Raw genomic sequence first — 12,689 nt, 5'->3', positions numbered from 1 at the left:
AAATATCGGGAGGGCGCAGGTGTCGCCCTCAAAGCGGCAGCGTTCCGTTCGGGGCCGGACTGACCAGCGATGCTTGTGCGAATGAACTATTTGAACGGACGGGAAACGGGTGAGGTCTACGTTTTTCAAGCGTTGTGACAGGAACCTATCCGATGCCTTCAATGGACATTCTGCCGCTGCTCGAAGCACTGCTTCTGGCCCGCGGTCCCGGCGGGCAGGAAGACGAAGTCCGGGAAATATGCCTCAAGGAGCTGGCCAAGCACTGCGATGAGGCCTTTGTCGACGGGGCCGGCAACGTCCGGGGCCTGATCAAGGCTACGGAGGGGGCTTCGCAGGCATCGCCCATCAGGGTCATGGCTCACCTTGATGAAATTGCCATGATCGTGAAGAAAGTAAGGCCTGACGGTAACCTTGAAGTCGTCGCGCTAGGCGGTGCCCAGCCCATCTGCTTTGGTGTGTGTCCGGTCGACATACTCGGCGATGGCCAATGCCTTCCCGGCGTACTGTCTTACGGTTCCATGCACAACAGTGGCGGTTCTGCCCAGGGGCGGGATGTGCTGTCAGGAGCGGTGAAGTGGAGCGATGTCCATGTGATTACCCGCTGTTCCCAGGAGGAATTGGCGTATGCCGGTGTCCGGCCCGGCGTACGTGTGGTACTCAGCCGACACTGGCGTCAGCCGTTCCAAGTGAAAGACACAGTCGCTGCTCACTTTCTGGATGACCGGGCGCCATTGGCGGCAGTGATCACCACGGCGCAGCAGTTGAAAAACCAAAGGCATGCGCTCAAGCAAGACGTCTGGTTCGTCTGCACGACACTTGAGGAAGAGTCCAACGCCGGTGCGCTCTATGCCTCTGCCCGCGTACCAGGCGACACCACGATCGCGGTCGAGGTGGGCCCGGTGCTGGAGGAATACGGGACGGTTTTATCGGCAGACCCGATTATCAACACCGGGGATCAGAAGGGCTATTACACCCGCTCTGTCGTGGACGCCCTGGTCAAGGCTGCACAGCGCTCGGGCTATCACCCACAAGTAGCGCTCCTGGTTGATTTTGCTTCCGACGCGAGCGCCATCCTGAGTGCTGGCCTGGCCGCTCGGGTGGGTTGCATCGCCATTCCGACGGAAAATACCCATGGCTTTGAAATGGTGCTCCATGAGGGGATCGTTGCGTGTGCGGCGACACTCACTGAGTACCTGCTTCATCCCGGTGGGTGAATACGCAGTGTCTGCCACCGGACAGTTGATCAACAAGGGTGTCCCCACACAGGCATTTCCATTGATGGAACGCGCATCTAACTGATTGTAAATAAACGACTTATCACTTGGCACGAATCATGTTGATAGAACAGTGAGAAGCACCGGGAAGTGGTGCTGAAGCTATCGAGCAGGAGTTCCCATGCCACGTGAAATTCGTTTGAATGCCTTTGAGATGAACTGTGTCGGTCACCAGTCGCCTGGTCTCTGGAGGCATCCCAAGGATCGCGCCTGGCAGTACAAGGACCTGGATTACTGGACCGACCTGGCCAAGCTGCTGGAGCGCGGCAAGTTCGACGGCATCTTCATCGCCGATGTGATCGGTATCTACGACGTGCTTGGCGGCAATGGTGATGCGGCCATCCGCCAGGCGACCCAGGTGCCGGTCAACGATCCACTGGCGTTGATCACGCCGATGGCGCTGGTGACCGAACACCTGGGCTTTGGCCTCACCGCCTCTTTGACCTTCGAGCACCCGTACCCCTTCGCCCGCCGGCTGTCCACGTTGGACCACCTGACCAAGGGGCGCATCGGGTGGAACATCGTCACCTCTTACCTCGACAGCGGGGCGCGTAACCTCGGGCAGAAGGCGCTGAGCGATCATGATGCGCGCTACGACTATGCCGACGAATACCTGGAGGTGCTCTACAAGTTGTTCGAAGGCAGTTGGGAGGAGGGCGCGGTGGTGCGCGACCGTGAGCACGGCGTTTTCAGCGACCCGAGCAAGGTCCACGAGATCCGTCACCAGGGCAAGCACTTTCAGGTGCCGGGCATCCACCTCTGCGAACCGTCGCCGCAACGCACGCCGGTGCTCTACCAGGCCGGGGCGTCGAGCCGTGGCAAGGACTTCGCCGCCGGGCATGCGGAATGTGTGTTTGTCGCCGCACCGTCCAAGGTGATCCTGAAGAAGACCGTGGCTGATATTCGCCGGCGTGCCGCCGAAGCCGGGCGCGATCCGCGCAAGGTGCTGATCTTCAACCTGCAGACGGTGATCGTCGACGAGACCGATGCCAAGGCGCAGGCCAAGTGGCGAGAATTGAAGTCCTACAGCAGCTACGAGGGCGCGTTGGCGCTGATCTCCGGCTGGACCGGCATCGACTTCGCTCAGTACCGACCTGACCAGGTCCTCAAGCACATCCACACCAACGCCATCCAGTCGGCGGTGGAAACCTTCTCTACCGCTGACCCGGACAAGCAGTGGACCGTCCAGGAACTGGCCGACTGGGTCGGCATCGGCGGCTTTGGCCCGTTGATTGTCGGCAGTGCGCAAACCGTGGCCGACGAGTTGCAGACCTGGGTCGAGGACACCGATGTGGATGGCTTCAACCTGGCCTACGCCCTGGCCCATGAAACCTTCCGCGATGTGGTTGAACTGCTGGTGCCCGAGTTGCAACAGCGCGGTGCGTACAAGACCGAATACCGCCCCGGTACTTTGCGCGACAAGCTGTTCGGCGACGGCCCGCGACTGCCGGGCAACCACCCTGGCGCCGGCTATCGGGACTTGAGTCGCCTGGCCCGGCGCACCCATCTCGCTGAACCGGTCTTGGCCGGCGAGGAGTAAGCCCATGAGTGTCTACGAACTCAATTCGCCACTGCCCGACAGCGTGACTGACAGTGCCCTGGCGGCCTTGCAACGCTGGGCCAGGGAGCGACCGACGCAGATCGCCCTGCGCCATCGGCGTCTCGGCATCTGGAAAGCCTGGCGTTGGATCGATGTGCAGCGCGAGGTCGAATGTGTTTGCGATGGTTTGCGCCAGCAGGGTTTTGCCCCAGGCGCGCGGCTGGCGCTCAGTGGTGCCTTCGAGCCGAGCCTGTTGATCCTGGCACTGGCCGCACGCCAACTGGGCGGGCACAGCGTGGTGATCGACCGCGACAGCCGTGGTGGGGATCTACAGCGCCAGTTACGCCTGGCCCGTCCGACGTTCGCCTTTGTCCAGCGCCGCGAAAGCGTATCGCACTGGCTGCAGTGTGGCCTGGATGAGGATTGGCCGCTGCGGCTGTATTCGGCCCAGGCCAACGCAGCGAGTCGCGGCCTGTGGCAAGTGCAGTCGCTGTCGGTGCTGTTCGTCAGCGAGGCGCCGACCGCACAGCGCCAGGGCTGGGCCCAGGTCGCCGAGGACACAGTGGTATGGGTCGACGAAGGCACCGAATGGTGCGATGGCTTGACCCACTTGTTCAGTCGTTGGCTGGACGGCGGCGAAGGCCTGGCATTTCCGGAAACCCGCGAGTCAGCCAGTCGCGATCGTCGCGAGATCGCCCCGACGGCCTTGTTGCTGTCCGCCGTGCGAGTCGAATCGCTGGCGGCGGAAATCGAGGCTCGCCTGCCACTTCCAGGCAGTTGGCGACGGCGCCTGTGCGAATGGACCCTGGATGATCCGCGGCGTGGCCTGCGACGCTGGCTCAAGGCGCGGGTGCGGCATCTGCTTGGCTTCCAGCGGCTGCGCCGGATCGAAGTGCCGAGCGCGCCCGCACACGCCGTATTGCAAGGACGGGCACCTCAATCGTGGTTGCAGGAGTACCTGGAGCGAGCGGCATGAGTGCGCTGCTGGAGGTTCGCAACGTGTCGCTGTCGTTCAGGGGTGTGAAAGCGATTTCCGACCTTTCGTTCAGCGTAAAGCTTGGCGAAATCTGCGCGTTGATCGGGCCGAATGGTGCGGGCAAGAGTTCGCTGCTGAACATCCTCAATGGGGTCTACCGGGCCGATGCCGGCCAGTTGTTCTTCGCCGCCGAACCGTTGCGCCGCCCGCATCCGCTGAAGGCGGCGCGGCTCGGCATCGGCCGGACGTTCCAGAACAATGCGTTGTTCAAGAAAATGAGCGTGGTGGACAACCTGCTTACCGGCCTGTCTCGCTTCCAGCGCACGTTTTTTCTCGAACAGGCCCTCGGCCTGCCGCGTGCCCGGCGCGAGGCGCGGGCGTTCGCCGAGCGTGCCGAGCGGGTACTGGAATTCCTTGAATTGCAGGCCTGGCGCGACGTCGCCGTGGGCAGCCTGGCCTACGGCCTGCAGAAACGCGTGGAGCTGGGCCGGGCACTGATCGCGCAGCCAACCCTGCTGTTGCTCGACGAGCCGATGGCCGGCATGAATGCCGAGGAGAAACAGGACATGAGCCGCTTCATCGCCGACATCAATCGCGATCTTGGCACCACGGTGATTCTCATCGAGCACGACATCCAGGTGGTCATGGGCTTGTCCAGCCATGTCGTGGTGCTGGACTACGGACGCAAGGTCGGCGACGGCTCGCCGGCCGAAGTCCAGGCCAATCCCGAGGTGATCGCCGCTTATCTGGGGGCGCCTCACCCATGAACTTTTTTCTGGAAACCCTGATCGGCGGGTTGCTGGCCGGCACCCTGTATTCGCTGGTGGCCATCGGTTTCGTTCTGATCTACAAGGCCAGTGGCGTGTTCAATTTCGCCCAGGGCGCCATGCTGTTGTTCGCCGCGCTGACCTTCGTCAGCTTGCGCGAGCAGGGCCTGTCCTTTGCCCTGGCGTTGGTCCTGACGGTGTTGGTGATGATCGTCGGCGCATTGTTGATCGAGCGCCTGGTGCTGCGGCCGTTGGTCAACCGTTCGCAGATTACCCTGTTCATGGCCACCCTCGGCCTGTCGTTCATCATCGAAGGCCTCGCCCAAGGGCTGATGGGCGCCCAGGTGCGCGCGCTGGACCTGGGCATCGAGGACGTTCCGCTGTTCGTCGGCGAGATCATGATCAGTCAGTTCGACCTGATCGCCGCCGGAGTGTCGGTGCTGACGGTAGCGGTGCTGGCCTTGCTGTTCAACAAGACCCGCGTCGGTGTCGCCCTGCGTGCCGTGGCCGACGATACCCGTGCGGCGCTGTCGCTGGGCATCAACCTCAACCGCATCTGGCAGATTGTCTGGGCCGTGGCCGGCGTGGTCGGGCTGGTCGCCGGGCTGCTCTGGGGCGCGCGCCAGGGCGTGCAGTTTTCGCTCTCGCTGGTGGTGCTCAAGGCACTGCCGGTGCTGATCATTGGTGGCTTCACTTCGATCGGCGGGGCGATCGTCGGCGGGCTGATCGTCGGCGCCGCCGAGAACCTTGCCGAGGCCTACATCGGGCCGCTGATCGGCGGAGGCATCACGCCCTGGTTCGCCTATTTCCTCGCCTTGATCTTCCTCTACATCCGTCCGTCCGGCCTGTTCGGCGACCGGATCATTGAACGGGTATGACGCCATGACCGCTACTGTTCCGCGCCTCACTGCCAGCTTCGACGAGGCGCCCCTGACCCTGGTGCGTCGGAACTGGCGGCCGGGCCTGCTGCTATTGCTGCTGGTGGCCTTTGTCGGCCTGCCGTGGCTGGGTAACGACTATTGGCTCAATGCGATCCTGATTCCTTTCCTGGTGTTGTCGCTGGCCGGCCTGGGGCTGAACCTGCTGACTGGCTACACCGGCCAGACGTCGGTTGGCGCCGCCGGCTTCATGGCGGTGGGTGCGTTCGCCACCTACGGCCTGCTGTTGCGCGTGCCTGGCCTGCCGTTGCCGCTGGCGCTGCTTGGCGGCGGGGTGATCGCCGGGTTGGTCGGGCTGCTGTTCGGTATCCCCAGTTCGCGGATCAAGGGCTTCTACCTGATGGTCACCACGCTGGCCGCGCAGTTCTTCCTGGAATGGGTGTTCGCCAAGTTTCCCTGGTTCTACAACTACGCCTCGTCCGGCACCATCAGCGCGCCACGCCTGGAATTGTTCGGGCATAACCTGGCCACCCCGGTCGGCCGCTACCTGTTGACCCTCAGTTGCGTGGTGCTGCTGACCTGGGTGGCGATCAACCTGGTGCGCAGCCAGGTCGGCCGCAACTGGATGGCGATCCGTGACATGGACACCGCTGCTTCGGTGATTGGGATTGCGGTCGAGCGCGACAAGCGCATGGCCTTCGCCGTCAGTTCGTTTTACCTGGGTATCGCCGGGGCGCTCTGGGCGTTCGCCTACCTGGGGACGGCCAGTGCTGGCAGCTTCGACATCAACCGCTCGTTCCAGATTCTGTTCATCATCATTATCGGTGGCATGGGCAGCATTGCCGGCGCCTTCATCGGCGCGGCCTTCATCAGCCTTGTGCCGATCCTGCTCAGCCATGCCGGGCAATGGCTGTTCAACGGCAACGTCGACGCCGGGCAACTGCAGAACCTGCAGAAGGTGCTCTTCGGCGGTTTGATCATCTGGTTCCTGATCAAGGAACCGGAAGGACTGGCACGCCTGCTCGGCGATCTGCGCGAACGCATCAGAGTCTGGCCGCTGCGGTTCTGAGCGCCGACCCACGCCCCAACAGACCTTGACCCGACCAAGGGAAAGGAGGTTTCCAACACTGCACAAGAAGTACAAACCATGCGTAGAACTTTGCCTCGCCTCCTGTTCGCCAGTCTCTTCGTGGCTGGCGTCCAGGCCCTGCTGCCGACCGTCACCCAGGCCGCCAGCAACCAGCAATTCATCCCCATGGCCACTTACCGGGTCGGCGCCTATGCCTCAAGCGGTATCCCGTGGTGGGCGGGGGAAATCGACTATTTCCGTTACATCAACGAGGTCGAAGGTGGCATCAACGGCGTCAAGCTGGTCTGGCAGGAGTGCGAGACCGAGTGGAACGTCGATCGTATCGTCGAGTGCTATGAGCGCTACAAGGGTGGGCTGGACGGTGCGCCGACAGCGTTCTTCTTCACCCACAGCACGCCGGGTTCCTATGCGCTGATGGAGAAGGGCGCGGCCGACCGGATCCCGCTGATCGACGGGGCTGGCGGGCGTACCGAATCCACCGACGGCAGCGTGTTTCCCTATGCCTTCCCGCTGCTGCTCAATTACTACGGCCAGGCCTCGGTGGGCATCAACTACATCGCCGAGCGCGAGGGCGGTTTCGACAAGCTCAAGGGCAAGAAGATCGTCACCGTCTACCACGACTCCGCCTATGGTCGTGAAACCCAGGCGCCGATGACCTTGCTGGCGCAGAAGTACGATTTCGAGAACATCCAGATCCCAGTGGCCGATCCAGGCAACGAACAGTCCGCGCAATGGCGCCAGGTGCGGCAGATCAAGCCGGACTGGGTGTTCCTGCGGACCTGGGGCGTGTCCACTCCAGTGGGGATCAAGACAGCTGCGCGGTTCGGCATCCCGGTCGATCACATCATTGGTGATGTCTGGGCCGGCTCCGAGGCCGATGTGATCCCGGCTGGCCCTGCCGCCAAGGGCTACCAGGCGCTTGCGCCGTTCCCGGGCGGCGACGGTTTCGAGATCCACAAGCGCTTGCGTCAGTCGATCCTCGACACCGGCAAGAGCGACCTCAAGGACCGCAGCTATTTTGGCAAGGTCTACTACAACATCGGCCTGATCAACGCAGCCATCGCGGTCGAAGCACTGCGCACGGCCCAGGCGAAGTTCGGCAATCGCCCACTCAACGGCGAGGAAGCGCGCTGGGGCTTCGAGCACCTGGACATCGATGCCGCGCGGCTCAAGGCCAGTGGTTTCGAAGGCCTGCTGCCGCCGCTGAAACTGTCCTGTTCCGACCATGAGGGCGGCGGTGCGGCGCGCGTGCAGCAGTGGGACGGCGAGAAGTGGGTGCTGGTGACCGACTGGGTCCAGGCCGACCGCGCCACGCTGCGCCCATTGATCGAAGCCAAGTCCGCGGCCTACGCCAAGGAAAAGGGCATCACCCCACGAGACTGCGCCAGCGAGCAGTGAGCCGCCGTCGATAACTGTCGCCCGGCCGCCGTTGTGCGGTCGAGCACTCAAGCCGAGAAAAAATCATGCATGCAACCTTCAAACATAGCCTCGCCGCCTTCGGCCTGGCGCTCGGTGCCTGTGCGGCGCTGATCCCGGCTGCCCAGGCGGCCAACGAACAGTTCTTCCCGCTGGCTACCTTCCGGGTCGGCGCCTATGCCTCCAGCGGCATTCCGGTCTGGGCCGGGATGATCGACTACCTGCGCTACATCAATGAGGTGGAAGGCGGGATCAATGGCGTCAAGCTGGTCTGGCAGGAGTGCGAGACCGAATGGACGGCGGAGAAGGGCATTGAATGCTACGAGCGCTTCAAGAATGGCCTCAACGGCGCGCCGGTGGCGATCTACTCGCCCAATGGTGCACCAGCGGCCTATGCCCTTGCGGACAAGGCCGCCGCCGACAGGATTCCCTTGATCACCCTCGGCTATGGCCGCACCGAAGCCACCGACGGCAGGGTGTTCCCCTACAACTTCCCGGTCATGCTGACGTTCTACAGCGAGGCCTCGGCGTTCATCAACTATGTGGCCGAGCGCGAGGGCGGGCTGGACAAGCTCAAGGGCAAGAAAATCGCCACCGTCTACCACGATTCTGCCTACGGTCGGGAAACCCAGGGGCCGCTGGCACTGCTGGCGCAGAAGTACGGCTTCGAGAACATCCAGATCGCGGTGGCCGATCCGGGTAACGAACAGGCCGGGCAGTGGCGCCAGGTGCGACAACTCAAGCCGGATTGGGTGTTCCTGCGCACCTGGGGCGTGTCCACGCCAGTGGCGATCAAGACCGCGGCACGTTTCGGCTACCCGGTGGAGCGCATCGTCGGCGACATCTGGGCCAGTTCCAACGAAGACGTGCTGCCGACCGGCGAGGCGGGCAAGGGGTACCTGGCGCTGACACCCTATCCGGGCGGCGCCAACTTTGACATCCACCAGCGCATCCGCCAGTACATCCTCGACACCGGCAAGAGCGACCTCAAGGATCCGAAGAGCTTCGGCAGCGTCTACTACAACTCTGGCCTGGTGAACGCCGCCATTGCCGTCGAAGCGATCCGCGCCGGGCAGAAGCATTTCGGCAATCGCCCGCTCAACGGTGAGGAAGGTCGCTGGGGCCTGGAGCACCTCGACCTCAACGATGCACGCCTCAAGGAAATCGGTTTTCTCGGGCTGATGCAACCGCTGCGGTTGTCCTGCAACGACCACGAGGGCGGTGGGGCGGCCAAGGTGCAGCAATGGGACGGCCGGCAGTGGAACCTGATCACCGATTGGGTCCAGGCCGACCGCGCCACGTTGCGCCCGTTGATCGATGCCAAGGCCGCCGAGTACGCGAAAGAGAAGGGCGTGACCGCCCGCGATTGCGCGGCGCAGTAACCAGGCACACAGCTCGCAAATCGAAACGCAACCGGGCGCGACTGCGCCCAAGGGGTAGGAAACCATGACCATTGAGGCCCTTGCGGGTACTGAGAATCGTGAGTTGCTGGCGGTGCAAGACATCGAAGTGATCTACGACGGCGCGATCCTCGCCGTGGCCGGGGTTTCCCTGCGGGTCGGACAGGGCGACATCGTCGCCCTGCTTGGCGCCAACGGGGCCGGCAAAAGCACCACGCTCAAGGCCATCTCCGGGCTGGTCCAGGCCGATCGGGCACAGGTCAGCCGTGGACGGATTGTCTTCCAGGGACAGGATTCCGCCGGGGTTGCGGCCAATTTGCTGGCACGCCAGGGCGTCGTCCATGTGCTGGAGGGACGGCATGTGTTCGCTCACCTGACCGTCGAGGATAACCTGCGTAGCGGCGGTTTCCTGCGCAAGCCGACGCGACGGGCGCTGGAGCAGGATCTGGAACGTATCTACGCCTGGTTCCCACGGCTGAAGACCAAGCGCAAGACCCAGGCCGGACTGACCTCGGGCGGCGAGCAGCAGATGCTTGCCATCGGCCGGGCACTGATGACCAAGCCTCGACTGGTGCTGCTCGATGAGCCTTCGATGGGCCTGGCGCCGATCCTTGTCGAAGAGATTTTCGCCATCGTCGCGCAGCTCAATGCCCAGGAGGGCGTGAGTTTTCTGGTGGCTGAGCAGAACATCAATGTCGCCCTGCGCCATGCCAGCTACGCCTACATCCTGGAGAACGGTCGGGTGGTGGGTGAGGGTGACGCCACGGAGCTGGCGGCGCGGGAAGACATCCAGCATTTCTACCTGGGTGGCAAGGTTCGCTGAGGGAGGCGCGATGCAACTGTTGGCTGGGCAACAGTCCGCCGACAACTTGCCGCTCACGGGGCTTTCATGCGTATCTGGGTGTCTCGTCAACTTATTGAATATAAAGAGTTTTTAAGTTTGGTACGGGCTGTGCTTTGGCTCTGGGTGAACCCGTTATGCATGGAGTAGCACATGACCGACTCACCGTCTTTCGATCTGCCTGGGCAGGCCCGTCCGGTGCCGCGCAGCCCGGCCCATATCATCCGTAGCGACGCCGAGGCCATCGAGGTGGCGCAGCGCCTGGCCGAGGATTTCTCCCGCGAGGCTGCCTTGCGCGACCGCGAGCGACGGTTGCCCTGGGAAGAGCTCGAACGCTTTTCCGCGAGCGGGCTATGGGCGATCCGCGTACCGAAGGCATACGGTGGCTCCGAGGTGTCCTATGCCACTCTCAGTGAAGTGGTCGCGATCATTTCCGCTGCCGATCCTTCCCTCGGCCAGTTGCCGCAGAACCATTTCGGTGTGCTCAGCAACCTCAGTCTGACCGGCAGCGAGGAGCAGAAGCGCCGTTACTACGCCAAGGTGTTGCAAGGCTATCGTTTCGGCAATGCCTTTTCCGAAGCGCGCAGCCAGTACGTCACCACCTTCCAGACGCAGATACGCTTCGACGGCGACACAGCCGTACTCGACGGCGAGAAGGCCTACTGCACCGGCGCACTGTTCGCCCATATCGTGCCGGTTGCCGGAGTGGATGAGGAAGGGCACGTCCATATCGCGCTCGTCCCACGCGATGCGGCGGGCCTGACGGTGATCGACAGTTGGGACGGTTTCGGCCAGCGCATTACTGCCAGCGGCCAGGTGCGCATCGCCGGCGTGCGGGTGCCAGCGAGCGACGTGGTGCCGGCCTGGAAGGCCTATGACCAACCCACCTCCGACGGCCCGATCTCGCAAATCATCCAGGCTGCGGTGGACACCGGCATTGCCCGTGGCGCCTTCGCCGAGACCTTGCGCGTAGCACGCCAGGCGCGTCCATGGGTGGACAGCGGGCTGCAACACGGCTGGCAGGACCCGCTTGGCCAAGCGCTGATCGGTGAGTTGGCCTGGCGCCTGCAGGCGGCCGAAGCGATTCTGCGGCGCGCGGCGCATGCGGTCGACCGTGCTGTCGCCGAGCCCTGCGAGGAGCGGGTGGCTGAAGCCTCGGTGATCGTCGGCCAGGCCAAGGTGCTGTCCACCGAGATTTCCCTGGAGGCGTCCAGCCGCCTGTTGGAGTTGGGCGGCACCCGCAGCGTATCGGCCAGTCAGGGGCTGGACCGGTTCTGGCGCAATGCGCGGACCCATACTCTGCACGACCCGGTGCGTTGGAAATATCACTTGGTCGGCAATCAGCTGCTCAACGGCATCAAGCCACAACGTCATTCCTGGAACTGAGGTATCGCGCATGTCCAACTTACATTCCCAAGGCCGTAGCGACCTGGCCCATGCTCGTCATGTCGAGGCTGCTTTGCTTGACTACCTGCGTGCCCAGAGTGCCCGTCATGAAGCCCTGGTGATCGCCGCGGTTGGCGAACTGCGCATCCGCATCGACGCTGCCGATGCCTTGCTGGAGTACGCCGACGAGTCCCAGTCGGCCGCCATCGCGTTTCGCCTGGCTGCCGCCGAGGCGGCGCGCCTGTCCGGTCATGTGTACTTCGAGTTGGCCGGTCGCAGCCTGCCGCGACCCTGGCCGGACAACCCCGAGCCGGCATTGCTGACCCAGCGTCGGCTGCTTGGCGACCATTACCTCAACGGCGCTGCGTTGGCCGATGGACAAGGGGATGGTTTGAGATAAGGACGGCGGCAGATGCCTCGTTCTGTGAGGGGCGAGCCTGCTCGCGATAGCGGTGGGTCGGTCAATTGATCGTTCCACGCTCTGCGTGGGAATGTCGCCAGGGACGCTCTGCGTTCCGCTTCTGGGATGTGACGCAGAGCGTCACCAGGATGCATTCCCACGCAAAGCGTGGGAACGATCAACACCCCAGAGCGTGGGCACGCTCCCTCGCCACGGATGCAGCTTAGTGAGCGGTCACTTTCTCCTGGCCGGCGCGGACGTCGAAGGCGCCGCCGGTGAAGGCTCCTTCCACGGTGACCTTGCCCTTGCCGGGCAACAGCGGGAACACCAGTTCGGCGAAGCGGTAGGCTTCTTCCAGGTGCGGGTAGCCGGACAGGACGAAGCTGTCGACGCCCAGGTCGGCGTATTCCAGCAGGCGTGCGGCGACGGTTTCGGGGTCGCCCACCAAGGCGGTGCCGGCACCGCCGCGTACCAGGCCAACACCGGCCCACAGATTGGGCGCCACTTCCAGCTTGTTGCGGTCGCCACCATGCAACGCCGCCATGCGCCGCTGGCCCTCGGAGTCCATCTTGACGTAGTTGGCCTGGGCGGCGGCGATGGTGGCGTCGTCGAGGTGGCTGATCAACTCGTCGGCAGCGTCCCATGCGGCTTCGCTGGTTTCCCGTACGATCACATGCAGGCGCACGCCGAAACGCACGCTGCGGCCACTGTCTCTTATACA

Annotated in this window: 12 protein-coding genes; 11 read left to right on the top strand and 1 reads right to left on the bottom strand. The window is 63.6% G+C overall.

What is annotated here, in order from left to right:
• Nucleotides 1-152: 152 nt before the first annotated feature.
• The 11 genes from KGA89_RS08310 (at nucleotide 153) to KGA89_RS08260 (ending at nucleotide 11,968) form a co-directional block, all read left to right on the top strand.
• The gene (locus KGA89_RS08310; RefSeq protein WP_223471215.1) at nucleotides 153-1,214 is read left to right on the top strand and encodes a M28 family peptidase; all 1,062 of its coding nucleotides are present in this window, start codon (nucleotides 153-155) and stop codon (nucleotides 1,212-1,214) included.
• Between the two features lie 181 nt (nucleotides 1,215-1,395).
• The gene (locus KGA89_RS08305; RefSeq protein WP_223471213.1) at nucleotides 1,396-2,814 is read left to right on the top strand and encodes an LLM class flavin-dependent oxidoreductase; all 1,419 of its coding nucleotides are present in this window, start codon (nucleotides 1,396-1,398) and stop codon (nucleotides 2,812-2,814) included.
• A 4-nt stretch (nucleotides 2,815-2,818) separates the two neighbouring features.
• Nucleotides 2,819-3,790, top strand: coding sequence for an AMP-binding protein (locus KGA89_RS08300; RefSeq protein ID WP_223471212.1), 972 nt, complete (start codon nucleotides 2,819-2,821; stop codon nucleotides 3,788-3,790).
• On the top strand, nucleotides 3,787-4,557 hold the full coding sequence (locus KGA89_RS08295; RefSeq protein WP_003200664.1) for an ABC transporter ATP-binding protein: 771 nt from the start codon (nucleotides 3,787-3,789) through the stop codon (nucleotides 4,555-4,557). The genes KGA89_RS08300 and KGA89_RS08295 overlap by 4 nt, the downstream gene beginning before the upstream one ends.
• A complete protein-coding gene (locus KGA89_RS08290; RefSeq protein ID WP_003200666.1) occupies nucleotides 4,554-5,435 on the top strand; it encodes a branched-chain amino acid ABC transporter permease in 882 nt (293 codons plus the stop codon). The genes KGA89_RS08295 and KGA89_RS08290 overlap by 4 nt, the downstream gene beginning before the upstream one ends.
• A gap of 4 nt (nucleotides 5,436-5,439) precedes the next feature.
• Complete coding sequence (locus KGA89_RS08285) at nucleotides 5,440-6,504, top strand: branched-chain amino acid ABC transporter permease (RefSeq protein WP_003200668.1); 1,065 nt, start codon at nucleotides 5,440-5,442, stop codon at nucleotides 6,502-6,504.
• Between the two features lie 78 nt (nucleotides 6,505-6,582).
• A complete protein-coding gene (locus KGA89_RS08280) occupies nucleotides 6,583-7,923 on the top strand; it encodes an ABC transporter substrate-binding protein (protein WP_223471211.1) in 1,341 nt (446 codons plus the stop codon).
• Nucleotides 7,924-7,988: 65 nt separating this feature from the next.
• Complete coding sequence (locus tag KGA89_RS08275) at nucleotides 7,989-9,323, top strand: ABC transporter substrate-binding protein (RefSeq protein WP_053162345.1); 1,335 nt, start codon at nucleotides 7,989-7,991, stop codon at nucleotides 9,321-9,323.
• A gap of 64 nt (nucleotides 9,324-9,387) precedes the next feature.
• Entirely contained in the window at nucleotides 9,388-10,164 is a 777-nt protein-coding gene (locus KGA89_RS08270; RefSeq protein ID WP_223471209.1) for an ABC transporter ATP-binding protein, read from the top strand.
• 171 nt (nucleotides 10,165-10,335) lie between these two features.
• Entirely contained in the window at nucleotides 10,336-11,568 is a 1,233-nt protein-coding gene (locus KGA89_RS08265; protein ID WP_223471207.1) for an SfnB family sulfur acquisition oxidoreductase, read from the top strand.
• Between the two features lie 10 nt (nucleotides 11,569-11,578).
• Nucleotides 11,579-11,968 (top strand): hypothetical protein, encoded by a 390-nt coding sequence (locus tag KGA89_RS08260; protein ID WP_223471206.1) that lies wholly within the window; start codon nucleotides 11,579-11,581, stop codon nucleotides 11,966-11,968.
• Between the two features lie 223 nt (nucleotides 11,969-12,191).
• On the opposite strand, the gene KGA89_RS08255 is transcribed toward KGA89_RS08260, so the two are convergent.
• Nucleotides 12,192-12,689: LLM class flavin-dependent oxidoreductase (locus KGA89_RS08255; protein WP_223471204.1), on the bottom strand; the 498-nt coding region annotated here is incomplete at its 5' end.

The sequence above is a fragment of the Pseudomonas sp. A-RE-22 genome, assembly GCF_019956035.1.
In the GTDB taxonomy this organism is placed as follows: domain Bacteria; phylum Pseudomonadota; class Gammaproteobacteria; order Pseudomonadales; family Pseudomonadaceae; genus Aquipseudomonas; species Aquipseudomonas brassicacearum.
The sequence above is the reverse complement of the archived record's forward strand: the minus strand, read 5'-3'. Positions and strand labels throughout refer to the sequence as shown.

Coding starts and splice junctions, on each gene's coding strand:
- KGA89_RS08310 (WP_223471215.1), top strand. CDS start 153: ATGCCTTCAATGGACATTCTGCCGCTGCTCGAAGCACTGCTTCTGGCC.
- KGA89_RS08305 (WP_223471213.1), top strand. CDS start 1,396: ATGCCACGTGAAATTCGTTTGAATGCCTTTGAGATGAACTGTGTCGGT.
- KGA89_RS08300 (WP_223471212.1), top strand. CDS start 2,819: ATGAGTGTCTACGAACTCAATTCGCCACTGCCCGACAGCGTGACTGAC.
- KGA89_RS08295 (WP_003200664.1), top strand. CDS start 3,787: ATGAGTGCGCTGCTGGAGGTTCGCAACGTGTCGCTGTCGTTCAGGGGT.
- KGA89_RS08290 (WP_003200666.1), top strand. CDS start 4,554: ATGAACTTTTTTCTGGAAACCCTGATCGGCGGGTTGCTGGCCGGCACC.
- KGA89_RS08285 (WP_003200668.1), top strand. CDS start 5,440: ATGACCGCTACTGTTCCGCGCCTCACTGCCAGCTTCGACGAGGCGCCC.
- KGA89_RS08280 (WP_223471211.1), top strand. CDS start 6,583: ATGCGTAGAACTTTGCCTCGCCTCCTGTTCGCCAGTCTCTTCGTGGCT.
- KGA89_RS08275 (WP_053162345.1), top strand. CDS start 7,989: ATGCATGCAACCTTCAAACATAGCCTCGCCGCCTTCGGCCTGGCGCTC.
- KGA89_RS08270 (WP_223471209.1), top strand. CDS start 9,388: ATGACCATTGAGGCCCTTGCGGGTACTGAGAATCGTGAGTTGCTGGCG.
- KGA89_RS08265 (WP_223471207.1), top strand. CDS start 10,336: ATGACCGACTCACCGTCTTTCGATCTGCCTGGGCAGGCCCGTCCGGTG.
- KGA89_RS08260 (WP_223471206.1), top strand. CDS start 11,579: ATGTCCAACTTACATTCCCAAGGCCGTAGCGACCTGGCCCATGCTCGT.